General features: G+C 43.0%; 21 protein-coding genes and 3 pseudogenes. 6 read left to right on the top strand and 18 right to left on the bottom strand.

Translation table 11 applies throughout. The features are described 5' to 3' along the window. Positions 1-21 precede the first annotated feature (21 nt). From D5269_RS13600 to D5269_RS13625, 6 genes and pseudogenes are all read left to right on the top strand, one after another. Positions 22-105: a sporulation transcriptional regulator SpoIIID gene (locus D5269_RS13600; protein ID WP_347707303.1), complete on the top strand. Its 84-nt coding sequence runs from the start codon at positions 22-24 to the stop codon at positions 103-105. A gap of 142 nt (positions 106-247) precedes the next feature. Continuing rightward, a pseudogene (locus D5269_RS13605) lies at positions 248-1,004 on the top strand (IS5 family transposase). An 80-nt stretch (positions 1,005-1,084) separates the two neighbouring features. After that, a pseudogene (locus D5269_RS13610) lies at positions 1,085-1,852 on the top strand (IS5 family transposase). 76 nt (positions 1,853-1,928) lie between these two features. Then, the gene (locus tag D5269_RS13615; protein WP_120486110.1) at positions 1,929-2,330 is read left to right on the top strand and encodes a transposase; all 402 of its coding nucleotides are present in this window, start codon (positions 1,929-1,931) and stop codon (positions 2,328-2,330) included. Next, positions 2,330-2,698, top strand: coding sequence for a transposase (locus D5269_RS13620; RefSeq protein WP_158604988.1), 369 nt, complete (start codon positions 2,330-2,332; stop codon positions 2,696-2,698). Before D5269_RS13615 ends, D5269_RS13620 begins: the two co-directional genes overlap by 1 nt. A 5-nt stretch (positions 2,699-2,703) precedes the next feature. Then, positions 2,704-3,018 (top strand): annotated as a pseudogene (locus D5269_RS13625) (IS5/IS1182 family transposase); the annotation flags it as partial. A gap of 259 nt (positions 3,019-3,277) precedes the next feature. Here the strand turns inward: D5269_RS13625 and D5269_RS13630 are convergent. The 18 genes from D5269_RS13630 to D5269_RS13715 form a co-directional block, all read right to left on the bottom strand. Continuing rightward, on the bottom strand, positions 3,278-3,691 hold the full coding sequence (locus D5269_RS13630) for a hypothetical protein (protein ID WP_120486112.1): 414 nt from the start codon (positions 3,689-3,691) through the stop codon (positions 3,278-3,280). 32 nt (positions 3,692-3,723) lie between these two features. Continuing rightward, positions 3,724-4,458 (bottom strand): glycosyltransferase family 2 protein, encoded by a 735-nt coding sequence (locus D5269_RS13635; protein ID WP_120486113.1) that lies wholly within the window; start codon positions 4,456-4,458, stop codon positions 3,724-3,726. Then, positions 4,448-4,870: a capsular biosynthesis protein gene (locus tag D5269_RS13640; protein WP_120486114.1), complete on the bottom strand. Its 423-nt coding sequence runs from the start codon at positions 4,868-4,870 to the stop codon at positions 4,448-4,450. The genes D5269_RS13635 and D5269_RS13640 overlap by 11 nt, the downstream gene beginning before the upstream one ends. Then, a complete protein-coding gene (locus D5269_RS13645; RefSeq protein ID WP_120486115.1) occupies positions 4,863-6,317 on the bottom strand; it encodes a hypothetical protein in 1,455 nt (484 codons plus the stop codon). Before D5269_RS13645 ends, D5269_RS13640 begins: the two co-directional genes overlap by 8 nt. After that, positions 6,314-7,174: a lysylphosphatidylglycerol synthase domain-containing protein gene (locus D5269_RS13650; RefSeq protein ID WP_158604989.1), complete on the bottom strand. Its 861-nt coding sequence runs from the start codon at positions 7,172-7,174 to the stop codon at positions 6,314-6,316. Before D5269_RS13650 ends, D5269_RS13645 begins: the two co-directional genes overlap by 4 nt. A gap of 26 nt (positions 7,175-7,200) precedes the next feature. Next, positions 7,201-7,992, bottom strand: a complete 792-nt coding sequence (locus tag D5269_RS13655) for a glycosyltransferase family 2 protein (RefSeq protein WP_120486117.1) — start codon at positions 7,990-7,992, stop codon at positions 7,201-7,203. 709 nt (positions 7,993-8,701) lie between these two features. Further along, entirely contained in the window at positions 8,702-11,605 is a 2,904-nt protein-coding gene (locus D5269_RS13660; RefSeq protein WP_120486118.1) for a hypothetical protein, read from the bottom strand. A gap of 108 nt (positions 11,606-11,713) precedes the next feature. Then, positions 11,714-14,257: a hypothetical protein gene (locus D5269_RS13665; RefSeq protein ID WP_120486119.1), complete on the bottom strand. Its 2,544-nt coding sequence runs from the start codon at positions 14,255-14,257 to the stop codon at positions 11,714-11,716. Between the two features lie 19 nt (positions 14,258-14,276). Beyond that, the gene (gene rfbC / locus D5269_RS13670) at positions 14,277-14,855 is read right to left on the bottom strand and encodes a dTDP-4-dehydrorhamnose 3,5-epimerase (protein ID WP_120486120.1); all 579 of its coding nucleotides are present in this window, start codon (positions 14,853-14,855) and stop codon (positions 14,277-14,279) included. Then, on the bottom strand, positions 14,852-15,778 hold the full coding sequence (locus D5269_RS13675; RefSeq protein ID WP_120486121.1) for an NAD(P)-dependent oxidoreductase: 927 nt from the start codon (positions 15,776-15,778) through the stop codon (positions 14,852-14,854). Before D5269_RS13675 ends, rfbC begins: the two co-directional genes overlap by 4 nt. Next, on the bottom strand, positions 15,775-16,842 hold the full coding sequence (gene rfbG / locus D5269_RS13680) for a CDP-glucose 4,6-dehydratase (protein WP_120486129.1): 1,068 nt from the start codon (positions 16,840-16,842) through the stop codon (positions 15,775-15,777). Before rfbG ends, D5269_RS13675 begins: the two co-directional genes overlap by 4 nt. Beyond that, complete coding sequence (gene rfbF, locus D5269_RS13685) at positions 16,842-17,624, bottom strand: glucose-1-phosphate cytidylyltransferase (RefSeq protein ID WP_120486122.1); 783 nt, start codon at positions 17,622-17,624, stop codon at positions 16,842-16,844. The genes rfbG and rfbF overlap by 1 nt, the downstream gene beginning before the upstream one ends. 101 nt (positions 17,625-17,725) lie before the next feature. Further along, positions 17,726-20,470, bottom strand: a complete 2,745-nt coding sequence (locus D5269_RS13690; protein WP_120486123.1) for a glycosyltransferase — start codon at positions 20,468-20,470, stop codon at positions 17,726-17,728. Further along, positions 20,467-21,315, bottom strand: a complete 849-nt coding sequence (locus D5269_RS13695) for a glycosyltransferase (RefSeq protein ID WP_243150817.1) — start codon at positions 21,313-21,315, stop codon at positions 20,467-20,469. Before D5269_RS13695 ends, D5269_RS13690 begins: the two co-directional genes overlap by 4 nt. 224 nt (positions 21,316-21,539) lie before the next feature. Continuing rightward, the gene (locus tag D5269_RS13700) at positions 21,540-21,998 is read right to left on the bottom strand and encodes a hypothetical protein (RefSeq protein WP_120486125.1); all 459 of its coding nucleotides are present in this window, start codon (positions 21,996-21,998) and stop codon (positions 21,540-21,542) included. A gap of 42 nt (positions 21,999-22,040) precedes the next feature. Continuing rightward, on the bottom strand, positions 22,041-23,843 hold the full coding sequence (locus D5269_RS13705; RefSeq protein ID WP_166545186.1) for a methyltransferase domain-containing protein: 1,803 nt from the start codon (positions 23,841-23,843) through the stop codon (positions 22,041-22,043). A gap of 3 nt (positions 23,844-23,846) precedes the next feature. Continuing rightward, entirely contained in the window at positions 23,847-24,494 is a 648-nt protein-coding gene (locus D5269_RS13710; RefSeq protein ID WP_120486127.1) for a hypothetical protein, read from the bottom strand. After that, the gene (locus D5269_RS13715) at positions 24,491-25,246 is read right to left on the bottom strand and encodes an ABC transporter ATP-binding protein (protein WP_120486128.1); all 756 of its coding nucleotides are present in this window, start codon (positions 25,244-25,246) and stop codon (positions 24,491-24,493) included. Before D5269_RS13715 ends, D5269_RS13710 begins: the two co-directional genes overlap by 4 nt. Positions 25,247-25,402: the final 156 nt, after the last annotated feature.

Here is a 25,402-nt window from a genome sequence, read left to right on the forward strand (position 1 = left end):
ATCACGTTCGCCCACTACATCATTGATCACAATACTACGGTCCGTGCTACTGCAAAGGAATTTCACATAAGCAAGTCAACTGTACATATAGTTATCATAAAATAGAACGATTCATATGGATCATCCAATAGAGCAGTAAGGCCAGCACCCAGAATCGGGTACTGGCCTTACTCGTTTATTTGAATATGTACTCGAATCCACACTAGGTAGTGTTCACACAAGGAAGAATATGTGATAAAATAAGAAGATGAAACTAACAAAAGAACAATATGAAAAAATCAAGGAATGCTTTCCGAAACAACGGAAACCGGCAAAAATCAGTAACCTGGACATATTAAACGCAGTGCTGTATCTGGTGGAGAATGGGTGCAAATGGAGGGGCTTGCCCAAAGAATACGGGAATTGGCATGTGATCTATGTCTGGGTAAACCGCTGGGCGAAAAAGGGGGTTCTGCAAGCGGCATTTTTGCGTTTGCAGCAGTTAGGCATCATCCAGATCAAGGTGAATGTGGTAAGTCTGGATTCCACCTGTATCAAGGTGCACCCGGATGGAATGGGTGCTTTGAAAAAAGTGGGGTCCAATCTATTGGAAGAACACGAGGCGGATGGAATACCAAACTTCATATGGTCGCCGCATCTGATCGGGATGGGGTGATATTTGCGCTGTCCGCCGGGAACCGTGGAGATGCTCCGGAAGGACGAGCTCTTTTACGGCGGTTAGGTTCCGTTGACCATCCAGTCCATCTTTTAATGGATCGAGCCTATGAAAGAGATGAAACGCGTGCCTTGGCGGCAGAGCTGGCTATACACCTGTGGTTCCACCCAAAAGCAATCGGAAGAACCCCTGGGTCTACGATAAACAGTTGTACAAACAGCGCAACCAGGTTGAACGGCTTTTTCGTCGTCTCAAGAGATTTCGCCGCATTTTTACTCGCTATGATAAACTTGATGTTGTCTTTTTAGCCTTTGTTTATTTCGCTCTTATTGTTGATGCCCTTATGTGAACACACCCTAGGTAGTGTCTACACAAGTGCCAGGAAAAATGATAAAATAGAAGCATCCAGAGAAAGAAGAGGGACGAGAAATGGAAGCTTCCTATCATCGACATGATATAAGTGATGAAATGTGGTCGGTTCTAGAGCCGCATTTACCCGGGCAGCGAGGCCAATGGGGAGGAATCGCCCAGGATAACCGTCGTTTCATCAATGCAATGTTCTGGATACTGAGAACAGGATCGCCTTGGAGAGATTTACCTCCAGACTATGGGAAATGGGGGAACTATCCATCAGAGGTTCATCCGTTGGCGCAGAAAAGGCATCTGGGAAAACCTTCTGGAAATTCTGATTGATGAGCCGGATTATGAATGGCTGATGATTGACGCAAGCCATATCAAAGTACATCCCCACGCGGCGGGAGAGAAGGGCGGCAATCAGGATATGTCCCAGACAAAAGGGGGCTCAACACCAAAATACATCTGGCCGTGGATGCGCATGGTATGCCAGTCCGAATCCTTGTTACAGAAGGTACCCAAGCAGATTGTAAAGAAGCTGTCCACCTGATAGAGGGTATTTCTGCAGAAGCTCTGCTGGCGGATCGGGGTTATGATACAAATGATATTCTGGCGTATGCGGTTTCAGCAGGGATGGAACCCGTGATTCCGCCGAAGAAGAACCGCAAAGAACAGCGCGGCTATGACAAATATCTCTATAAACTGCGTCACCTGGTAGAAAACTGTTTTCTAGCCCTGAAACGTTGGAGAGGGATTGCCACTCGCTATGCCAAAACCTCAGATGCTTTTATCGCCGCGGCACATATTCGTTGTATCGCTATTTGGGCTACTATTCGTGCCTAACTCGGGTAGACACTGTCTAGAAGCTCGACTAAGAAGCTGTATTCACAAGATGTAAAGACAGTGGTAAAATAGAGGCATGGAAGAAAAAGAACGGAAGTCGTATCCAAGCAACTTGACAGATGAGCAATGGGAAGAGATCGCCCCGTTGTATACAGGGATGCGCAACTGCGCGTGGAGCAAGCGGGAATTAACGGATGCAGTGCTGTATTTGGTAGATTCAGGGTGTAAATGGAGACAGTTGCCCCATGATTTTCCGCCGTATTCAACAGTACACAGCTTTTATCGCCGCGCCCGGATCAGTGGGCTGTGGGATAAGATACTGGAGCATCTTGTAAAAAAGACGCGAACAAATGCCGGACGCAAGGAGAGTCCAAGCTACGCGATCATTGATTCCCAGAGTGTGAAAACGGTAGCAGCCAGCGAAGAACGCGGAATTGACGGAGGGAAAAAACGAAAGGCAGAAAACGGCACATCGTAGTGGATGTGCTGGGATGCTTGTTGTCTGTCGTGGTCCATGCCGCTAATATTCATGACACAAAAGGCGGAATATCTACCGCAAGGCGAGCATATGAGCGGTATCCGTCTATCCAGAAGTTTTGCGCAGACGCTGGATATCGGGGTATCTTCGTTTCTGATATGAAGGAGCAGCTTGACCTTGGCGTTGACATTTCAGAGAAAATCAAGCCCCACCAATGGGAAAAACTGCCTTGGCGCTGGGTGGTTGAACGCACCCTCTCCTGGCTCAATCATTCCAGACGACTCAGTAAAGATTATGAAATTTCTGTCTCTTCCGCTGAGGCTATGGTCAACATTTCTCATTTCCACACGCTGATCAAACGCTTATGAATACAGATTCTAAGATACATTTGGCTGTGGATGCGCATGGTATACCGGTGCGATTCTTTATCACTTCTGGTACCACAGCGGATTGCACAATTGCAGCGCGGTTGATCGAGGGAATGATACCGGCCATTCCGCCAAGGAAAAGCCGAAAACATCCGCGGAAGTATGATAAATATTTCTACAAACTTCGCCATCTCGTCGAGAACGCTTTCCTGCTTCTCAAAAGATGGCGCGGTATTGCGACTCGCTACGCTAAAAATGCCGCTTCTTTCGCTGCTGCTGTCCAAATACGTTATATTGATATTTGGCTCCTTCTTTATTGACGACACCATCTAAATTCCTGAGGGAATTTTCCGACTGGAGAGCAGGCGTTATAGGGAGAAGCTAAACGAGGAGTACGGCAATGATTTTTTCACCAGCTTTGCCGCAGCGATAAGAGGTATGAAAAGGCGGCTTGAGGAAAATTCGAAGCTTGCGGAAGACAATGGCCACACTATAGGGTCATCCAGTTTCCCTCCGCTGAGTCTATAATCAAAATTTCTCATGTTCGAATCTTGCTCGAATACTTATGAATACATCTTCTCATAGTTTTTCCACAATCCCTTTCATCACAAAAAAATTCAGTATCATAGTAATCGGCGTAACCAAAATCTTGGATAATAGAGAGGAAAAACTTAAAATGAGTGCTATTTCAAAATTTTTAACAATTACAGTATTGATAACCCCCAAGAGCTTTGAAATAAAGAAAATCAAGATACATTGATAAAAAATGTATACCAGATATTTATATTTTAAAGGTATCTTGCTATGGTTCTGAAACACCTTTCTGGTTGCAAAAAAGAAAACAAATGTAACCCCTACCCAAGAGCTAATCACATTGTTTTTTACCAAATCCGCTGAGATAAGGTTTAGTCCTGTATATACAAAAAAGTCTAAAATCCAACCAATCCCACTCAATCCAATAAAATGGATTCCCTGTATCAATAATTTTTTCAAAATACACCTCTTATGCGGCATCTATTTCCTGTCTACTCATCTAAGAATCTCTTTAATTCTTCTGGCGTTCCTAAAACATGCACCTTCTCAGAAGGGATATCTGATATGTAGATTTCACCATTCTTTGACAAAAGATAATCATATAACGGAGCCACATATTTTTCGCCATTAACCAATTCCTGATCTTTACCATAATATTCTTCGTAAAGCTCTTGATACAACCGACAGGTTCTAAAATAATAGGCCCCCAAGGTACAATAATTAGAAATTCTCTTTTTTTCCTTAATCTCTACTACTTTCCCTTTTTGATCGAGCCGCACAAAGCTCCAATGTGTTCCTTCTGCCTGAAAACAAGGAATAAATCCATCACCTTTCAATTCCGCACTGTTCATCTCCCATGGCTCAACATAAGTATCAATATTATAAATTAACAAAGCATGTTCTGGATCCCAATACTGTTCTGCCAGCTTTGCAGTGGTAGCCTGTCCATCTGTTAGATAATCCAGCAAAATAATATGATAGTTCTCTATTCCCAATTTCCCACACTGTGTCGTAATAAAAAATTCTACATCCACGGCATCATCCTGCATCGCAATAAAAATATATTGTGCCGCATCCGCACGATACCCTTCCAGGCTCAACAAGGACCACTCAAACAGGGACTTCCCCTTTGCTTCTATCATATACTTTGGAACCTGATAGCCCATCTTACGAAACCTTGAACCAAGGCCTCCCATTGTAATTACGATATCTATCTTATTTTCCATTCTGCCCCTCCTCTTTTTTCGTGCCGCATCTTGAAGACGAACACAAATCCTCCAGCTCTTCCAATGTAAAATTTAGAAACTCATTTGGACGTATTGTCCGATCATCCACATAAAATCCCTTCTGGCCAGGCCATACCTTTCCATAAATGATCTCATCATATGGTATTTCCCATTTTTCTAACCAGGCCGACAAAACCGCGGCTGTATGCTTATTGATAAGACCAATATTTCCGTGATAGGTATTCATATTTCTAGAGGTATATAAGATTATCTTCGCTCCATTTTCTTTATAATATTTCAGTCTCTTTATCATTTCAGGATAAGGAACCATATCTTCATACCGCTCCTCCTTCCCTTTGACCGGGCAAAGGGTCCCATCAATATCAAATACAAATGAATATGCTTCAAACATCCCGTTCGATCTCCTCTAATATATTTTTGGCATTTAGAATAAATCCCAACACCTTATGCGGATTATCAATATGCAGCGGTAACATTGATAAAAATAATGACACCTCATAAATACGTACAGCCAAATAGTGGAATCCGTTTTCCTCCACTTTCTTTCTGAAAATGCGGATATACTTTGAAGGGTCAAACGGTATTTCAAGACTATAGGTAAATTTTTCATTGATATGGATATCAAACAATGCATTATTGAAGAAATCATATCTTCCGCAGACCGAATGGCTAAGCTTTGCTATATCGTAATATGGATTTGTCCACAATTCCGCTTCAGAAAGTGCACCTTTGGGATCAATGAACTTTAGCGTCTTTGTCGATTTATTGTATAAGGCATTTGCAAAACAGGGATCCCCATGTCCTATTACACTTTCATAAGATAGTCTCGCTGTTGCCTCTATTTTTTCCTTTAATTTAAAATATTTTGAAACTAGAGTATCTAAGCTTGTCTCCTCGGATGTCTCAATGATATTTTTTATCTTTGGGTATTCTGGAAGTTGTTTTAATGCCGCAACTCTATCTTTTACCTTGTCAATATAGAGCGCCTTAGCAATTTGTTCATACTCTTCCTTGCTGCACGGTTTGGAATGTCTGCTTCGGAAAAAGAAGAAATATTTATCCATTAGCTCCTCAAATTCTGATTCATCCATCGAACCGTGTACCCATTTAATCGCAAGGTCGGTCATATGGAGACGTTCCATCGTATAGCTCGCCTCCGTTTTATCTTCTCGATAGTGAAACGGCATAATAAACCAGTATCTCATATCCTCCGGAAGAAGATGATAAAAGGTATATTCGCTTTTGATCTTCTTTTTGTCTGTTGAGCTTTTTACTAATGTGTACTCGTCTCCCTTTAACGAATTAAAATATCGGGAATCAAAATTCCCAGTGACACATTGAATAAAATTCCCAACAATTCCAATGTCAACAAGTCCTTCTATCTCAAACGATTCCTTTATACTCTTAGCCGCATCCCAAGGCTTCTGTCCGGAAAGAATTGTTTTACAAAAAACTAAATATGACCTTATGTCTGGAAACAACACTGCCGCGATTCGCTTGCCTTCCTTGGCACAATAAGGTTCATTGATAAAACGCAGTTTTTTAAAAGACAACAAAGCCGCTTGTTCGTCCGAAATCAAGTAATTGGAAAAGCAATGGAGTATGCGCGCAGCGTCCTCGCTATGCAGCTCCATTTCCCTTACCAGCTCGGGATACTCAAAAACGGAATGTACTTTTTTCCATTGAAGATCAGGATATACTTTCCGGATACTGTCCTGATAATATTCTTCCAGTTTTCTTTTTTTAACCACTACATCAGCGAACCCTTTATCTCCTATAATATCTGCAATTACTTCGCTTTTTCGGCCCGTATCATCATAAACAGCGATAAATTTCATTTCACATCCTCTTTCTCAGCAACCACTCTGTATATTCGTAATATCACAAAAAGTAATACAAGGCCTACTACGCTTACAAACACAAACTGGTTAAATTCTGGAGACTGTCTATCACTCATTGCTGACAATAAATATTCGGAAATAACTGTACCCGCATGATCCATCACCGTAATATGGTTGATAAATGCTATGCTGCTGATTTCGATTCCCCATGCCATTAAGGATAGGAAATAGAGGATTACACCTCTCCCCTTTACCACATTTTCAATTTCACCATAGAGAGCGTCCATTGCCCCTAATGTTTTAAGCGCCCATAGCTTATGTTCCGATGCCTTTGCACAAAGAAGGTGTCTCTGCCAAAATTGATATATTCCAGGAAATATGAAATAAGAAAACACAGAGAACAGCAAAAAAATCAACAGAAAATAAATAAGCGCTGAAGGCCTTCCTCCATCAAATATCCATATTAAAGTGATCACTGTTACCAGTGCCGCAGTATCCATAAACCGATCTAAAAGGATAATTACAACGCTTCTCAAAACAATCCCACTCTGTCTTCCATAACAATACATCCGGTAAAGCTCCCCCATCTTGAAGGGAAGGATAATGCTGACCGGAGTCACTTTACAGTAGGTACTTAAGCAGACTTTTAACCCTAATTGGATATCATATAGAGCAAGATACAATCTACAGAACTTTATTCCATGAATTAGAATTGCTGCTCCTATAATTGTAAAGATCGAGAGCGCTGTTTTTTCTGTAAAAAGACTATGGATGTTATGAAAGCGATAAATAAACCAGATTGCAGTGATAGCTAGAACAAAACTGTTGATCGCATTGTGAGTGATTCGTTTCATTTTTATAAACATCCTCGTTGAATCCCTTAGCAGGAATAGACAGTAGCTGCTGTATATGCTTCGATGATCTTGTCCCGATGCTCCCCCTGAACAAATTTCTTTTTTTCAATTATGTATGAGGCCAAAAGTTTCAATACTGTAATTGCCTGACTCACCATTTTTACATTAGAAACCTGGTCATCCTCTCTCCAGATAATCGGGAAAAATTTCACTTTATGCTTATAATATGCGGACCCCATAACCATACAATAATTGAAAATTAGATTATCTTTATATTTTAGATAAAACGCATCCTTCAATATAGATACCTTATACATATTGAGGCCAGATCCCAAGTCATACACCCGGTAACCACAACCGACAGAAAACAGCAGATTATATACCCTGTTTCCAAATGTCCTGAACTTTGAATAGCCCTTTAACTGTGATCCGCGCATAAAGCGCGCTCCCAAAAAGCAATCGTACTGCTCATATGCGCGACTTTTCAAATAGGGTAAAATGTTCGAGATGTCCCCTTGATCGTCTCCATGCAGCAGGATCACATAATCAAAATCATTTTTTATCGCATAGTCAAATGCTACCTTGTGGGAGCCTCCCAGCCCGTAATTTTCATCGTTTCGGATTAAAGTAGCTTTGATTCTCAACTTGTTATTTCTTAAATAGTCTTCTACCACTTTTTCTCCATTGTCTGTGCTTATATTGTTTATAATTAATACTTCGCTTAGATATTCACACACCTCATCGCTTAGCTGTCCCAATACACGTGTAATCTGTTTTTCACAATTATACATCGGAATAAAAAGTAAGATCTTATCCATGCCCAATCCTCCTGTTTGATTTGTAAGTCACTTAAATTCTATCTTTGTAGGATATTCTAACAACCCATTCAGTATCTTTTATAGGGGGCTTTTTCACTTGTAAAAAGCCCCCTTTCCGCTTAAAAGCGGAAAGTTTTCCAAAAACCGTTTTACAGAATTAAAGTATTTTTCTGCAAAGGTAGCGACTTTTGGACTGGGGCAAAAAATCAAGTAAAACTTAAATGCTAAACAGGTCTTAAAACCATTTCAGCTTTGGGTATATCACTGTCATTAAATCAGTATTCAGGCCTTCGGACGAGATCGAGCACTGCGACGTATCTCTCTCCCTCTGAAAAAATCGGCCATCAATGGTCGTGCTCATAAAATCACTTTCTCTCAAGCCAAAACTTTTTCCGGATCACAAGACAGCGCTGCATTTTGACAATCCTCCATAAAAACAGTTGCTTTCTAAAGCTCGATCCATTAAAAGATGGACTGGATGGTCAACGGAACCTGACTGCCGTAAAAGAGCTCGTCCTTCCGGAGCGTCTCCACGGTTCCCGACGGACAGCGCAAATATCACCCCGTCCCGATCAGATGCGGCGACCATATGAAGTTTGGTATTCCATCCTCCTCGTGTTCTTCCAATGGCTTGGACCCCACTTTTTTCAAAGCACCCATTCTTCCTTGTGTGAACACTACCTAAGATGTGTAGAATCGTGTGTTTCAACTATTCTACTTCTCTTAATTTGAGCATTTGCACATCTATTATTGTAGGAACCTCGGCCTGTACGCCATCTCTCTCGACCGAAACAGAGAAACTATCATGGTCGTGCAAAAGCCAATTTCGGCCTGCACCTAGAGGGATAAGCAATTTCCCTTTTCCCATTCGACATCTTATGCTGTTAGTTTCTCCAATATCATCTGTCCAAGTAATCAACACAAATTCACCTGGATTATAGTCTTTCTTCATTAAATATTTTAAAAGCGGATTGGCCTGTTTAACTTCTTCTGGATAATCAGCAGTATATAATAAGCTATATTTGTAGTCTTTATCCATATCTGCAAATTCAATGTATAGCCAATCCGCTTCATCACCATCAATCGCAGACGAAAAATCTATTATATTACGATTATCTTCTTCCTTTAGCTGTAATTTCAAATCAGGAATAGTAAAAACTCTTTTAAGAGACCGCATTGATGCACCCAAAGAGCTTGGATAACTTTCCATATTTAAAATCTTCGCAGGAATTGAAATATTATTGTTAAAGTTTTTCACTTCTTCATAGCTAATATGTTCTGTTGGAATGAACATACTATCTTCTTCTGACCACAAATAATTCCCGGATGTTACCAACCAATGATATAAGTAATAACTCGCCCCTGTATCAAAATTTTTACCGACCAAGCTTTTCGTCTTTTTTAGAACATCAACGGCTTCCTTTGCCGCACTGAATCCCTTTACTGTATAGTTTATTTCTATTGTCGATACCCCTTTAAGATCATGTACATAATAATAACCAAAAGAAGGCATTGTTCCAAAATTGAAATTTGCTTTTTTTAATTCAAGATTTTGCTGTGTTTGAATATTTTCAAGCAATGATGGGCTGATGAATCCAGTTCCCAGCTTAGAGTCGGTTTCATTTTCAAGATATACATAACCATCAGGAACTTTATAGCAATACATCATTTTTGTCTCATTTCCAAGGAAGCCATAAGAGGAAGCCAATGCAGGGACAAACACCGCAAAGCAAAAAATCAAACTTTTTATTGTAGAGTTATGAATATAGCGATAAACATAGACAATTAGCATGATCGATCCCGCAATCAAAACGCCCAAACTTCGCGCATAGAGACTTTTAGGATCTAGCCTTACTGTCGTATATGTATATGAAATCATCAGCATGATTGCAGATGAAGACACAACGCATGCTTCCATCATATTTTCAACTTTTACTTTTTTCTGTGAAATTTTAAGGCCGCTTACTTCTAAAATTAAAAATATAACGATCCAAATAAATGCTGTTGGTATCAAAAATGATAAGACATAATACAAAGCAATGCGAATAAATTGATAATCATTGCTTAGATAGGGTAGAAAGCTAGCTGGTGCAGTTTGACCAAATCGTGCGACTCCATCAGCATGTATTGTTTGATTGGACATGGCCATTGTATGTTTAAATGTACCTATTAAGAGAGGCGTTCCTAAAACAGCCGGGAGAAATGTCAGCAGCCAGAAAATCCAAAATTTAAATGTCTTTATCTCTCTTTTAAAATCTATAGACTTTATGTAGGTTATTATTTGCCATATCCCTAATGGCATAAATCCCAGACAAACTGCGGCTCCGAACAAGGGATAGTATAGTCCATGTATAAAGCTGGACAAAAACCAAACCTTTAACCATAGATTCTTTTTTTCAATCATCTTTGGCAAAGAAAGCAAAAGCATGAGAGGTAGGATCAAAACAATTCTATTGTAGTTTAAGGAATCAAAACATACAGCAATGAGGAGTACATAGCATCTTTCCAAGTGACAAGCTAGCAATACGACTATAATAATCATGAAAAATGCATAGAAAACATTTGTAGAAATATTGTAATTTGATACAAGTCCTTCCCCAAAGAATTTAAAGAACCATCCATGCAAAACAGAATACATACCTGATACTGGTATATATTCTGAAAATGGCTTTTGCCCCAGCTCAAAAATTTGCGAAAACCCAATGATATTCTCAAATGGATGATGCATATCTGTCGGCAAGATTGCCCCTGTATTACTAAAATTGTTATAAGCCATAATTGCAATACAGCTGCTTATGCTGACCAGCCTGTTAACATTGGTTTCTGCCTTCCAAAATCGCTCTATATTTAGTCCCAATTCTATTAAAGCGATTATAATCATGACGGCCACAAAGCCCTTTACTAAATATGGAGCTTCAATAATTACTGTTTCATTGTTATAGTGATATTTCCTCCCTAAAAGAATCATCCATAAAAATGCAAGAAATCCCTGTATGACAAAAATTGCTTTAGAAATGACTTTCTCCCGATTGTTAGATACGAGAAGTATCCCCACTAGGACCAGCGTTAAGAAAGAGACGATACTATAATTGATTGTTTTCTCATTCCCTAAATATACAGATAAGCAATAGAATCCTTGAATTCCATATAACGATAGGAAATAAAAGCAGATTGTGTGTTTGACTAATTTTTTATCGATATAGAAAGTTGTTGCAAACAATAAAATTCCTATCAGTAGAATTTGGTTATAACTTTGATATATAAAATGCTGCACAAGCATCATTGTACAAAAGAAAGAAATACAATATGTCGGAAAGGAATTCTCGTGCTCATATGCGCCATTTCTTCGGATTTTGAATCCAGAAGACGCCTTTAAAACTGCAAGATACCACGTTAAGTATACCCCTGTTCCGGCAATAATGAGGATATATACAAGATTGCTCTCTTTTGTTTTTGCACTTGAAGCGTAAGCAACATGCTCTATTACGACATCTGTATAAACTTCATCCGTATTCCCAAACAGAATCAAGTATGCAATTATAAAGATTGCACTGAACAGAAACATTGTCATTAAAAAACCGATTTTTTTCTTGATTAGATTGTCTCTCTTCACAAACTTTCTCTCTCCTTCAAATCGACTTCTCCTCTATTGTTCTTCCGCAATCATTACACAACAAGTATAAACTCATTGCTGGAGAAGGTTTATCATTTTGACGCAACCTCATGATTCCTCAGAAAACTGCATAGATGTGAAAGCCAAAGCCAATTTTCGAGCATCCTCACTCACGCCCTGGCTTTTGGGTGATACGGCATCAGGATATTCCAAATCCAATATCAGTTTCCCTTCTTCAATGCAATCAGAAGGCACTAAAAATCGAATTGGCCCACTTGCGGACATAACGACTTCATCATAAAGAATCTGTTCGTTATGACGAATAACCAATCGCTGCGATGAATCGTATACATATTTTAAACCAAATTCACCAATCAAATCCCCTTGAAAGCTTCCCACATCCAGCACTATTTTCCCTGTTTGTCCTAACGACCAGGAATAATCTGTACCCTGTACGGTTGAAAGTCCCGACATGAAATACTTTTTTCCCTCGTGATCTACAAACGAGATTTTCTGTCCAATTGAATAGGCGTTTATGCAGTTTACAATTTGTGCAGACGCATCGGTTTCTTTCATACTCATCGAGAGAAGATTTATTGATAAATCTCTCATATCTGGAGAATCCGAGATTTTCGAAGGAACTGCTGTTGATAGTTGATATGATATTTTTTGAGTCCCCTCTGTGATAGATTCTAATGGAACAATAAAGGAAATTTTATTGTCTGTTTGTATTTGACTATACACCAGTACGTCGTTAAAAGATATTGTTACTTGCTGTGCTGAATCAAATATTGTATTCAACTCTATGTCTATCTGTAAATTTTTTTCAGGCAATTCAGCAAATTGAAATTTTTGACAGGCTTCGGTTTTACATGACCATATCCCCATTTTTTCTTGTAAACTGAAGCCACCAAACAGAGTATTAATCCCAACGCCATTTTCTGAGAAATTGAGTTCTTCTCCTATCTGATAAACCGGTATTCCTGCGACACCCATAAATTCAATCTTGCTGACATCTCTTGCTGGTGTTCCTACAGTAAACAATACTGGATAGTTCCAATTTCCTCCCCACGATCCCCTCAGAATCAACGGGCCTGACACTTGATATCTCGTGCGTTCTTCATTTTCACTTATATCAAATATTGACTCACCTTGTTCATCGTTGTTTCCATCAATTGCAATCGAAAGTGTAGGCAATATATTCTGAAAACTTATTGGTGCGCAATTTATTTTTAGTTCTTCTTGAACTTTTCCTCTGTTTTTTATCATAAGCATTGGGTTTTGGAAAAGGTCATATGCTCCATGATCTGCTAAGACTAAAATAGTGCTATTTTCATATATATTCTCTTTTTTTAATTCGTCGATATATTCACACAATAGGTTAAACACACCATGAATCTGTTCTTCCAATGATGTTCCTTTTTTATTATAGTGCCCATTTTCATCTAATGTAAAATAAGGATGCGCCCCAAACATATGATATAGCCTAAATGCTTTTTGATAGTCCTGTATTGTTATCCTCTTTTTTCTAAATTTTTGAATAAAATTTGCATCATCAATAAGATAAGGATTTCGTTCGCTTTCTCCTTGAAACTTGTTAAATGACTCGGAATCAACTGAAAACTTATTTTTTATCAATATAGGAAAATATTTATAGCCAACCAGCCGATAAAGCTGCCTTGCAAGGCCAAGGGGGAAATCTATTGTCAATTCTATTGCATCGGATGCATTATCTATATATTGCATAAGTGTTGATTCTGACACGTATTTATTTTCTGTATATAACCTGACATCATAATTGTTTTTTTTCAATTTTTTATATAGATTGACATTTTCGTATGCTGTATCAATATACTCCTCATATGGCTTACCCTCATAATAAGTCCCAGTTAATAGAAGTGGCATTCCATATGCTGTTGGGGCTCCCCCTGATACTGTATCATTAAAAAAAGTAAAATCTTTAAATTGATCTGTGTAGCGAGGATCATTCATGATATAATCTTCAAAAAATCGAGCATCCATGGTATCTAATACGAACACAATAATATTTTCATCTTTAGAAAGCGTAAACATTTCATCCGTAATCATATGAAAATTTTTTTCATTACGAGGAGCTGATATACACAGAGAAACAACCGCTGCGGTCTGCATACCAATCACAATGATAGAAATAACCACAAGCATTTCATGCCAGCTCTTTTTTGCAAAATGATATAATAATATAGGTACTGCTATACAGGCAATCCATATTCCACTATTCAGAATAACTTTTCCCCAAGAAGCGCACCAATCTACTTCCGTACCGTTCAAAAGCCCCATATTCCCATTCAGAAAATTTGCTTGCAAATACAAAGCCAATCCTGTCCCAAAGAAAAGAGATATGCAAATAAAACGCCTTCTTTTTACCAGTAAACCAGTTACAATGCATATAGCGAGCGTTAACAAAAAGAAGGCGACAATATAAATGACCAAGTCGACAATATCAAACCAGAACTCATTTGCATTACTAAAATACAGCTCAAGAGGTCCAATGACACAAAATGTAAGGGACATCAAAGTCCCCGATACAAGTAACACAAGAAAATCCGGTGTTTTCACCTGTTCTATCAATTGTTTTATCCAACCATGATGTTCAAACTCCCGACTTTTCATATGCTTTTCTCCGTCCTTTTCAAAATCCGCCATAAACTGTCATAAACGCATAGAAATTTTGTAAATTTTTATCCTTTTCAGCGAGAATCACTTTCTCGCGCCCTCCAATCAAGCCCAGCGGCCACTGTATCCCAATATCCGGGTCATCCCAGCGAATGCCATCGTCAAACTCTCCATAAAACTTCTCACTGCATTTGTAAGAAACAACGCTGCCTTCCTCCAGCACCAAATACCCATGGGCGCAGCCCGCGGGGACCAGAATTTCTTTGCGGTTTTCCCCTGTCAGATCAAAATGCACCCACTCCTGAAAAGTCGGGCTGTCTTTGCGCAGGTCCACTACAACATCCCACACATGGCCACAGATACACCGTACCAGCTTTGGTTGCTGTTTCTCCCTCTGGAAATGCAGCGCCCGGATAACCCCCTTGTGACTGGTCGTGTAAAACACCTCCGCTAAATCATGCCGGATCCCATTCGCCTCGAACACTTCTTTAGAATAGTCCTTTGTAAAGCTGCCACGAATATCATCCGCATTGAAAGGAACCACTTCGATCAACCCCGGAAGCTTTGTTGTATGAAACTCAAATTTTTGGATCATACCATCATCCCCTCCTGTCCTTTCCACCATTCCATCGTCCGCCTGCACCCCTCGGCAAAGCTGATCTCTGCTCGAAAACCGGTATCTCTTTCTGTCTGAATACAGTCAAACTTGTTCAAGGGTAAATCGATCCCTGTGAAAGGAATATCCCCAAACTGGAACTTCAATTCCGGCGCAATGGCATCCTGCATCTCTTCTAAAAACGCTCGCAAAGGTCTGGCATGAGAACTTCCAATCAAATATTCATGGAAAGGCTTTCCCCGCTCCCCAATGAGCCGGAAGGCTCTGGCTACATCATCTATGTACACAAAATCATAGTTCTGTGTTCCCGCCGTAAACCGCGGAATTTCCCCCCGAATACATTTCTGGATCGTAGTGTTCACCAAGCGCGGGCTGCGCTCTCCGATTCCATAGGCGTTGGTGATCTCCGGCCAAATGAGGTCAATACCGATCTGGGCCGCTACCGACATACACATCACATGGGCAATGACCTTTCCCCCGCCATAGATATACCCCGATCCAGGACGGTTTCCCTGTGCATAGGCCGCCGCTATCGTTTCATGCTCCATAATGCTGCCAGCACAAAGGAAGCGGCTGCATCCCAGTTCTTTTGCTGTACGGAGCGCATCCACCGTCCACTGGGCATTTTGGAGTTGAAGGGCAGTGTCCGCGCGGGCAGGTCCCGCACTGCCAGCCCAAGCAAAATGATAGAAAATGTCGTAGGCCGCTTTCGGTCGTATCTCTTTCAAACAGGACAACTCCGACAGGTCACAGGGAACAAACCGCACCCTCCCATCCTTCGGAAGGTTTCCAAAACAATCTTTCTGATCCAAGGCCAGGATTTCATATCCATTTTGTAAAAGCTCCCTGACAACGGCGCTGCCCACAAATCCATTCGCGCCGGAAACGATGGCTGTTTTCATCCTTCATCCTCCATATATTCTGCGATTTCCCGATCCATCTCCGCCGGAATATCTCCGTTATCCAGCCAGACTCCGCTCCATTTCACCGTTTGCCGGACAGCCTTTTCAATATGCCACCGCGGTTTCCAGTCAAAAGCTGCCTTGAGCTTGGAGCAGTCCAGCTTGAGAAAATTAGCCTCATGGAGAATATCCGTCTCCGACTGGTTTTCCCAAGCGATACCGTCTCCCCAGCTTTGACAGAATAGACTTACCAGATCTCCTGTCGTAACACAGTCACACTCATCCGGGCCGACGTTATAACAGCCTGCCAAATGCTTCTCCTCATACTGTCTCTTAGCGATCATCAAATAAGCAAAAAGCGGTTCCAACACATGCTGATAGGGACGGATGGAACGGGGGTTTCGTACGGAAATCTTTTTCCCCGCCTGAGCGGCCCGGACGCAGTCCGGAACAATGCGGTCGTTCGCAAAATCCCCACCACCGATCACATTCCCCGCGCGGGCAGTAGAGATGGCAATATCGGCATTCTGAAAAAAGCTCTGAAGATAGCTATGGGTCACCAGTTCAGAGCAGGACTTGGAATTTGAATAGGGATCGAAGCCATCCAGCGTCTCGTCCTCCCGGTATCCCCAGACCCATTCCCGGTTCTGATAGACCTTATCGGTGGTGACATTGAGGAAGCTGCGGACGCAATCAGAGAGCCGGACGCACTCTAAAATGTTAACCGTCCCTATCACATTCGTTTCATAGGTGTAGGCTGGCTCCTTGTAACTGTCCCGGACAATTGGCTGGGCCGCCAGATGGAGAACGATTTCCGGCTGAGCAGCATTGAATGCGGCTTTTAGCCTCTCCCTGTCCCGGATGTCCCCCAGAACGGAGGTCATTTTTCCAGTCAAGCCTGACAGCTCGAACAGATTCGGCTGCGTTGGGGCAGGCAGAGCGTAGCCGGTTACAATCGCTCCCGCTCCTGTCAAAATACGGCAGAGCCAACTGCCCTTGAAGCCGGTATGACCAGTGACGAATACTTTCTTTCCACGGAAGAAAGCCAGCTCATTTTGTTTCATCAATCCGTCCACACTTTCCAGGGGGCTTGTCCCGCCGCCCACAGTTTTTCGAGTGTCTCCTTTTCTCTGACAGTATCCATGCACTGCCAGAAGCCGTTATGCTTATAAGCCATCAGCTGGCCCATTTTTGCTACTGTCCCCAGCGGGGCCTTTTCCAGAATGGTGCTGTCATCCTCAATGTAATTGATAAATTCCGGCTGACAGACCATGAACCCGATGTTGATGAGGTTGCCGTCGCCTTTGGTCTTTTCCCTGAATTCCCGGATGTGGCCGTCTTCGGTAATATCCAATACGCCAAATCTTTGCCCTGCATTATAGGCAGACATGGTGACCATCTTACCATGGGAACGATGGAATTCCAGCAGCTTGGTGATGTCCAGATTGGAAACGCCATCGCCGTAGGTGAGCATAAATGGTTCGTTTCCGATATACTCCTTTACGCGGCGGATCCGGCCGCCGGTCTGGGTCTCAAGGCCGGTATCCACTACGGTTACTTTCCAAGGTTCGGAGGTATTGTGGTGGACGGTCATCTCGCCCTTGCCATTGGTAAAGTCGTATGTAATATCCGAGGTGTGGAGAAAATAGTCAGCGAAATATTCTTTGATGACATGCTGTTTATACCCAGCGCAAATGACGAACTCATTGAAGCCATAATGCGAATACAGCTTCATGATATGCCAAAGAATCGGCTTGCCGCCCAATTCTACCATCGGCTTGGGTTTAAACTGACTCTCTTCGCTAATACGGGTACCGTAGCCACCTGCTAAAATGAGCACTTTCATTTCATATCACACTTCTTTCTTTTTCGAGCCGAGATTCATGATCGGAAACAGCGAATGGTTTGAGGAGAGTCCCGCTCTGCCAGGGGGAAAACTTAGCGCCTTTAGGAAAACTGGAGCCCTGATAAAACAACTTTACCATTTGTTGTATTTTTCACTGTAAATTCAATATTTTCCCGCGGCCTATCCAGTTCAAAATAAAGGTCGTTCCGGCCACAACGCAGTTTTTTGGAAAGGATGTGCACCTGTCCAGATTCGGCCATAATATTCCCTTCCAATGTGCTGTCCTTCGGAAAATCAATGATAACGATGAGATGATGCCTTCCCAAAGGAAGTTTTATATAGGGGCCATACAGCATTGCGTCCGGTGAGATCTCAATCGAACCATCTGACCGCTTGCCTCCACCAGTCCAGTTCATTTGCACCAGATATTCTTTGGAGCATTCAGATGGCCCTCCCTGAACCCTTAGCTTCCCATACAGCAGACCTTTCAGCCATTCACGCCGAGCCGTCCCTCGCGGGAACAACACATTGCAAAGCTTCATATAGAGCTTTTCTTTTGATTTCTTTTTTCCCAGCACATCCCAGATTTGGTCTTCCATCTCTTTGGTATGGGCACGCAGTTCCTCCACCTTTTTTGCATTTTCACCCGCCTTGATTTCGCTCAGGAGTGACAGAAGATGCTCATAAAACGGAGTCTTTCTCGCATAACTCCAAAACAGGGGATAAAAGTCAACTCCGACCTCAAAGCATGGGAGAAGCTGCGCGCCATAGTGGACAATATAAGGGTCCTTACGCGCTTCAATGTAAGCGTCATAATATTTTTGCGGCAAATATCGGTGGTATAAATCAACATGGACATCCTTCATGACGACCATGTTCCATTGCTGGCTGACAAACTTGATGTGTCCCTTGCAGCAGATGTTCATCAAATCCTGGTCACAGGTGAGGTAACTGCGCTCACTTGCTTTTTGCAGCAGATATTCTGTTGTAAACTGCCGGCTGAGTGCGGGGATGTTATAAAGCGAAACGCCGCCCTGAAAATAGCTTCCCGCTTGGAGGAGGTCCAATGAATCAAGGTATTGGTGCATAGGGGAGGTATCGTCCATCTTCTGCCAGCAAATGACGGTCGTGTCCAGCGTCGCTGCGATCCAGCTGTCCCCCATATCCGTATCATACAGTTCCGCAATATCGTGGTGGATCACCATATCCGAATCCAGGTACAGGACCTTTTCATATTCTGACATCAGGCTCGGGATCAACAGGCGATAAAAAGTAAACTGCGTGTAGTAACTGGCCAGGGAAAACTGATAGTCTTTTATCACTTGGGTAACGTCAATAAAACGCAGAGAAACATTCTCCATGCCTTCGGCCATTCCTGCAAGTAAATTTTTATTCTGCGTTGACATATCAGTCAGCATAATGAAAATATCATAATACCGGTCCGAGGCCCTGTTGGCGAGCAGCGACCCAAGTGCCACCCCACAGATTGGCGCAAAATAATCACTGGAAGAAAAACAGACCGTTACCCCTTTTCCCGGAAAGGCTGGCTCGATTTTTGTATGCTTTCCCGGTATCAAGACCCTGGCGCGCTGCTGCTTCTCGTCCAATACACTGCGCGTCCCCCTTTTGGCTTTTTTCTTGTCGTACTGTAAACCAGGATGTGCAGCGATGTCCTCAATCATAAAACTGAGCTTTTTCAAAACCTTAGCCCAGGTGTAATTTTCCGAAATATATACCTGGGCATTCCGCCCCATCCCCTCCCGGATTTGAGGATGCTTGAGCAGATAATCCATACCCTCGCAAAACTCTTCGGAATTGGTGTAATAAACCCCGCATTTTCCGATTGTACAATGCTCCTTTAGAATCGCGCACTCCCCATTGACCAATGCGGGAATGCCACAGGCAAAGCTCTCCAAAAGGGCGATGCAAAGGCTTTCAAATTTTGAAGGGGCAACGGTGGCGACCGCTCCCGCAATCCCGTCAAACTTATCCTGTTCGCTGATAAAGCCTGTACAGACAATATCCTCTCTGGTTGGAATCTCCATGCTGGATTTTCCGATCAGTACAAGCTTTATGTTGGATGCATGTCTTCGCTTATAGTCACAAAAATACCGGACCATCTCATCACAGCTTTTGGAGGTGTCCACCCTCCCCACAAAAGCGATATACTGTGACCGTATTCCATATTTCTTTCGGAAACGCTCTGCATCCGGCTGCTGTGGGAGGTCCACCCCACAGCCGATGATCTCCCCCGGAATCTCATCATTTCTGTAAAAATAGCGCACAAACTCCTGCTCACCGTTTGTCAAAAAAGCAAACCAGCGAGGCATCTGGAACATTTCATGGAAGATAGAGAACCGCATCCAAACATCGTCATGTGCGGTTGGGATAAAAATAGCCTTTTCTGCCACCAGCGGAAGGCAGCGGATCGCGGTATAATAGATATAGGTGATGACCAGAAATGCCTCATAATCATCCTTGTGTTTTTCCACATATTTTACAAGGTCTGGGCAATATGGGCCTTCTGCATCCGCCCATTCCAAATCTTTTTCTGGGCTTGTTTGTCCACCGGAGCGGACGGTTTTGCATAATTCATCCGAAAGGGCCTGAAATTTTGCCCAATCACGCCCCTTCTGATTCCGGAAGCGCAGCACGCGTACACCGTCTATCTCACCTTCGCCCGACGGATAGTACTGGTCCCAATCCATGTATTCCAGTGAAGTAGTGGTCAGTACTGTGACATCATACCGTTCCTTCAGGTGTTCCGCCAACGCTTTCGCGTAAAACTCCCCGCCGCCGCTTACCTCTTGACCATATCGCTGCACAATGATGGCTATCTTTTTCATTTTCCACCCTCACAGATCAAACTTTGCAATTCTTCAGAAAATCTCTGGATTGACTTTTTCTTGTCAAAATCCTTTAGCCGTCTGGCTTGCCCTTCCACGATGCTGCTTCTGAACCGCTGGTCATTTCTAATCCTGTCGATCAGTGCAGCAATAAAGACCGGGTCCTTGGTATCACTCAATATCCCGCTTTCCCCTAATGTCCCCGGAATGGCTGTGCTTCTGTAGGCGATGATGGGGATATCAAACAACATGGCCTCCAACAACGGAACACAAAATCCTTCATGTTCACTCATACAGAGAAAGACATCCGCCAGCGAATAGAAGGAAAGAATCTCCGGGAACGAAATATGCCCGGGAAAAACGACATCTTCCACGCCAATCTCTTTTATATAGGCATTCAGATAATCCATATACTTCTGGGTAAAGGCGGAACCCACTAGAATCAGCCGCGCCGTTGTGTCATATGTTTTCTTGTAATAAGCGAATATGCGGATGATATCTTCAAATTTTTTATTTGGCGCAACTCGTCCAACAAACAGGAGGTTGGTGCATCCATCTGAATATTTTCGCAACGTCTTCTGATCCGGCGGCTGAAAATAATCCTCAAAATCTAAAATAATGGGAACCACCGCAATCTTTTCCGGAGGGTATCCCATACGGATCAGATTTTCTTTGTTAAATTCACTATCTGCAATGACACGGTCAAAGCAGTTTTTCAATCTTGCAATTTCCCGTTGGCTTTGGTAGAGCCTCTGCTCCGTCTCATCAGAAAACCCATGAAAAAACTCCGGCGGCGTCGTATTGTGATAAACAGCTACCTTTTTGCAGTCCCAGCGGGGAAGCATCTGATTGATTTTGGAGCACTCGCACATATGGTAAATCACAACATCTTCCTTTTCCGGATTTGGCATCTGATCGACCGGAAGGACAAACCCCCTGGGGAATCCGGGACCACAATTTTCGGCATAAATCTGCGTTTGAAAGCCAAGGCCTTTGATCACTTCCCCGGTCATACACGCGCTGTTCCCGATGGCGTCTCCGCGTACGATCGTCACCAGCATTTGATAGACTACCATACCCTACCTCCTAGCGGCTGTTCCAGTGCTGCTTCCAGTTCCCTAATCCGTTCCTGTTGAAAATCAATCTGGCGTTTCAACTGTTCAGTCCTTTGCTGGTTCTCCTCTGCCAAATCGCTGAGCATCCGCATCATATGTACGCTGTGTGTATTCCACTCGTTTTGATCCAGAACGAGCGGTTCTACATAAAATCTAACCAGCCGCCGGATCACCTTTTTCATCCACAGCAACAGGCCCCCGACCACCGGACGGTTACAGAAAAGCGGCCTGCGCGCAGGAACATTTGCCTTTTGTGCCAAAAAATCCAGCTCTTCCTGCAAGGATATATTCCCATTGTTTTTCAGGGAAAGGAGTGAGACACATTCCTCTGCTGCTGGAATCCCGCACTTCTTTTCTTGCGCTGCGACTTCCTCCCGTATTTCCTCTACGATTTTTTCGACATCCGCTATCATTCGCGCCACCTCAATCTATTTTTGAGCTCTCTTTCTTCTGGATTACTGTAAAGCCAGGCAGGAAACTTTCACAACATCTGATGTTGTATTTTGAATCAATACTTCCACATTCTCCGTCGGTTCATCCAGCGAGTAATCTATTACATTTTCACCTGGATGCAAAGTTCCGGATTTCAAAACAAACTCGCCGCTTTTCAGGGTAACCCTGTATTCCAAATCCGCCTGGGCCTCTATCACAACATGCCACTGATAAAACCCCTTCGCGCTGGACAGATAAGGACCATACAAAAGGTCGCCGCTTTCAAGCAGAAAGTCCCGCCCCTCTCTTTTTCCTGTGCCCAAAACAGACATCCTGTCCATGTAACTAACCTCTGCATCCTTCATTCCGTATACGCAGCAGATAAAATCGCTGTCTTTTGTCTCGTCATGCAGCTCATCTATATACTCTAAAATCTCAAACCCGGACTTTTCAGCGAGCACCTCATTGGATTTCCCTGTGAAGAAATGCGTATGAAAACGCGTAAACTCATACATATAGGCATAACAGGTTGTGCTGTGCGAGATTTGTGCCCTCGGGTCCTTTAAAAGCGTTTTCATAAACTTCATATCTGCGACCGGGTCAATCAGATGTTCCAGCAGATCGTTGGAAAATATCCCGTCAAACCGCATCCCTTGGAGTACCAGGGGATCGGTAATGATATATGGGTTTTCGCTGTCTGGGGTGTAAGGTTCATACCCAAAGACCTGATACCCCTGTTCCCGCAGGGCTTCTACCGTATGGGACCATCTTCCGCAACCATAATCCAGATAGAATCCATCCTTATTTGGATTCAGCAGGTAAAAGGCCTTTAACTCTTTTCCTGTATAATCCATCTCGTTAAATCCGAAGTAATGGACGATATAATCCTCATCCTGTTCTTGTTTCTTTAAATTACTGAATTTGGTAGGCCCGAACACCACTCCGCATTCAGGACAAACATAGCGGATAAGCTTTCCGCCGTTAAAAATACAGGCGCTTATTCTTGTCTCATACTCTTTTCTTTTGTGTGATGCGCCACAAATATCACAGGTCAATTCATCCTCTGGGGATTCCGTATCCGCAACGATCCGGTCAATCTGCCTCCATTTTACCTTCATCAGCTCACGCGATACCGCGCCAATCTTCTCATGAATCTCTTTCTCATACTGTTGGCTGCGCTTGCTTCCGTCCTCTATCTCCGCCTTTTGTTCCGCCAGACGGTCTGTCAGCGCTGTGATGTTTTGTTCCGTCTGCACTTTTTGTTGTGCCAGACCATCCGTCAGAATTGCGATGCTTTGCTCCGTCTGCGCCTTTTGTTCCGCCAGACGGTCTATCAGCGCTGTGATGTTTTGTTCCGTCTGCACTTTTTGTTGTGTCAGACCATCCGCCAGAATTGCAAGCCTTTGCTCCGTCTGCATCCCTTGTTCTGCCAGACGGTCTGTCAATTTTATGACGTTTTGATCCGTCTGTACTTTTTGTTCTGTCAGACGGTCCGCCAGCATTGCAATATTTTGTTCCGTTTGTGCCTTTTGTCCTGTCAGTCGATCTGCCAACATTGAGATACTTTGATCCGCCTGCTCTTTTTGTTCTGCCAGGTCATCCGCTAACATCGCAATATCCTGTTTTTCTTGCTCCCTCTGTAAATCAATTGCCTTATTTCCTTCTGACGCAGCGATATAGAGCGGCCTGATTAACCACCAAAGAATGCGATAAATTCGCCTTTTGATCCAGCCTTTTATTCCACCCTCCGATAACAGGCTTTGCGGGTATTCTATGATTTCCCGCCATTGGTTTTCCTCTTGATATTCCAGCTTCTCTTGTTCCATATTTTACTCATCCTCACCATAAGCGGTATGTTTCTTTTTCAAATATCCTGTCAACCCAGTGCCCGCCAATAATACAAAACAAACTATGACGGTTCCTGCCATTCCTTTGCTCACTTTTGGCGCCAATCTCATCGGAGAAATGACAATATCCTGTATCGTATAACCCGCTGAATCCAGTGTGAAAAATCGTAACAGGGCATTCTCTGGATGGTTCTCTCCGGGATTCAACAAAAAATTGATTTCATTGCGCCCCTCCTTTAGACTTAAAAAAAGCTCCTGTTCATCACGATCATATCCATACGCCGGTTCATATAAATCCACATGCAGAACGTTCCCCACAGATTCTGCCGGGCAATCTATCCAACATTCAACTTGAATTCTATCCAAGCCTTCCAAGGACACCAATGTAGAATATCCGATAGGACTCCCAGGAACAGGATTGTCCATTTGGAGATCATTTTCTGATATTGTTTCTCCCCTAAAGGAGGAAAAACTCTGTGTGCTGCGAAGTGGCAAATCAGGGATTACCCGATATTTCTCCGGTCCACAGATATGGCTGACTACCGTCAAAAGCGCCATATAGCAAACAATAATTTCTACGATCATCAACCCTTTGAAACGGCGCTTTCCATGCGTTTCCTTCTCTTTCATGAAATTCCCTTGCCTTTACCTTCTAAAAATTTTTCATACTGATTGCAGATTTCCTCCGTCTCTCCAAACGCAACCTGCTTCCCCCTGTGCAGCCACAGCACCTTGTTGCAAAGCTCCCGAATCTGTCCCAGCGAATGCGACACCAGGATCGTTGCCGCGCCCCCGTCGATAATCTCCCGCATCTTGGCCGCACTCTTCTCCTGAAACGCGCCGTCTCCCACCGACAGCACCTCATCCAGAATCAGGATTTCCGGCTGTACCAGTGACGCAATCGAGAACGCAAGCCTGGACTGCATCCCCGTAGAAAGCTGCTTGAACGGCCGCTCTTCGAACTCCCGTAGTTCCGAAAAATCCAGAATCTGTTCATAGGTTTCATCCATGAATTCTTTCGTATATCCCAGCATCGCTCCGCGCAGATAAGCATTCTCTTTCACGGTCAGATCACCATCAAAGCCGGATGCCAGTTCCAGCAGCGCAGAAATATTCCCATTTCGTTCAATTTTCCCCGACCTCGGCTCCATCACCCCAATAACCGCCTTGAGCAGCGTCGATTTTCCTGCGCCGTTCGTCCCGATGATCCCCAGCATATCCCCTTTTTTCAGCTCAAACGAAACGTCCTCCACCGCCATAAACGTTTCCACACGGTACTGATGCTTCAGATGCCGCATTGTCCATTCCTTCAACCCAATATCCTTAAAATCCCCGATCTTATAGCTGATCGACACATGCTCTGCTTTCAACATTGTTTTCATCGCAAACCCTCAAACATAATACAAGAATTCATGGTTATATTTTTTATACATATAAGCCCCAACCGCAAAGGCTCCCAACGCATATGCCGCAGCCAACAGATGAAATCCCAGCGAAGGGATCGCCCCATCAATCACGATCTTCCGGAAATAGCGGAT

This window comes from Anaerotruncus sp. 1XD42-93 (genome assembly GCF_009917605.1).
Taxonomy (GTDB): domain Bacteria; phylum Bacillota; class Clostridia; order Oscillospirales; family Ruminococcaceae; genus Anaerotruncus.

Coding starts and splice junctions, on each gene's coding strand:
- D5269_RS13635 (WP_120486113.1), bottom strand. CDS start 4,458: ATGGAAAATAAGATAGATATCGTAATTACAATGGGAGGCCTTGGTTCA.
- D5269_RS13705 (WP_166545186.1), bottom strand. CDS start 23,843: ATGGAACAAGAGAAGCTGGAATATCAAGAGGAAAACCAATGGCGGGAA.
- D5269_RS13645 (WP_120486115.1), bottom strand. CDS start 6,317: ATGAAATTTATCGCTGTTTATGATGATACGGGCCGAAAAAGCGAAGTA.
- D5269_RS13615 (WP_120486110.1), top strand. CDS start 1,929: ATGGAAGAAAAAGAACGGAAGTCGTATCCAAGCAACTTGACAGATGAG.
- D5269_RS13700 (WP_120486125.1), bottom strand. CDS start 21,998: ATGATAGCGGATGTCGAAAAAATCGTAGAGGAAATACGGGAGGAAGTC.
- rfbF (WP_120486122.1), bottom strand. CDS start 17,624: ATGAAAGTGCTCATTTTAGCAGGTGGCTACGGTACCCGTATTAGCGAA.
- D5269_RS13675 (WP_120486121.1), bottom strand. CDS start 15,778: ATGAAAACAGCCATCGTTTCCGGCGCGAATGGATTTGTGGGCAGCGCC.
- D5269_RS13655 (WP_120486117.1), bottom strand. CDS start 7,992: ATGGATAAGATCTTACTTTTTATTCCGATGTATAATTGTGAAAAACAG.
- D5269_RS13715 (WP_120486128.1), bottom strand. CDS start 25,246: ATGAAAACAATGTTGAAAGCAGAGCATGTGTCGATCAGCTATAAGATC.
- D5269_RS13650 (WP_158604989.1), bottom strand. CDS start 7,174: ATGAAACGAATCACTCACAATGCGATCAACAGTTTTGTTCTAGCTATC.
- D5269_RS13695 (WP_243150817.1), bottom strand. CDS start 21,315: ATGCTTCCCCGCTGGGACTGCAAAAAGGTAGCTGTTTATCACAATACG.
- D5269_RS13690 (WP_120486123.1), bottom strand. CDS start 20,470: ATGAAAAAGATAGCCATCATTGTGCAGCGATATGGTCAAGAGGTAAGC.
- D5269_RS13640 (WP_120486114.1), bottom strand. CDS start 4,870: ATGTTTGAAGCATATTCATTTGTATTTGATATTGATGGGACCCTTTGC.
- rfbG (WP_120486129.1), bottom strand. CDS start 16,842: ATGAAACAAAATGAGCTGGCTTTCTTCCGTGGAAAGAAAGTATTCGTC.
- D5269_RS13665 (WP_120486119.1), bottom strand. CDS start 14,257: ATGAAAAGTCGGGAGTTTGAACATCATGGTTGGATAAAACAATTGATA.
- rfbC (WP_120486120.1), bottom strand. CDS start 14,855: ATGATCCAAAAATTTGAGTTTCATACAACAAAGCTTCCGGGGTTGATC.
- D5269_RS13710 (WP_120486127.1), bottom strand. CDS start 24,494: ATGAAAGAGAAGGAAACGCATGGAAAGCGCCGTTTCAAAGGGTTGATG.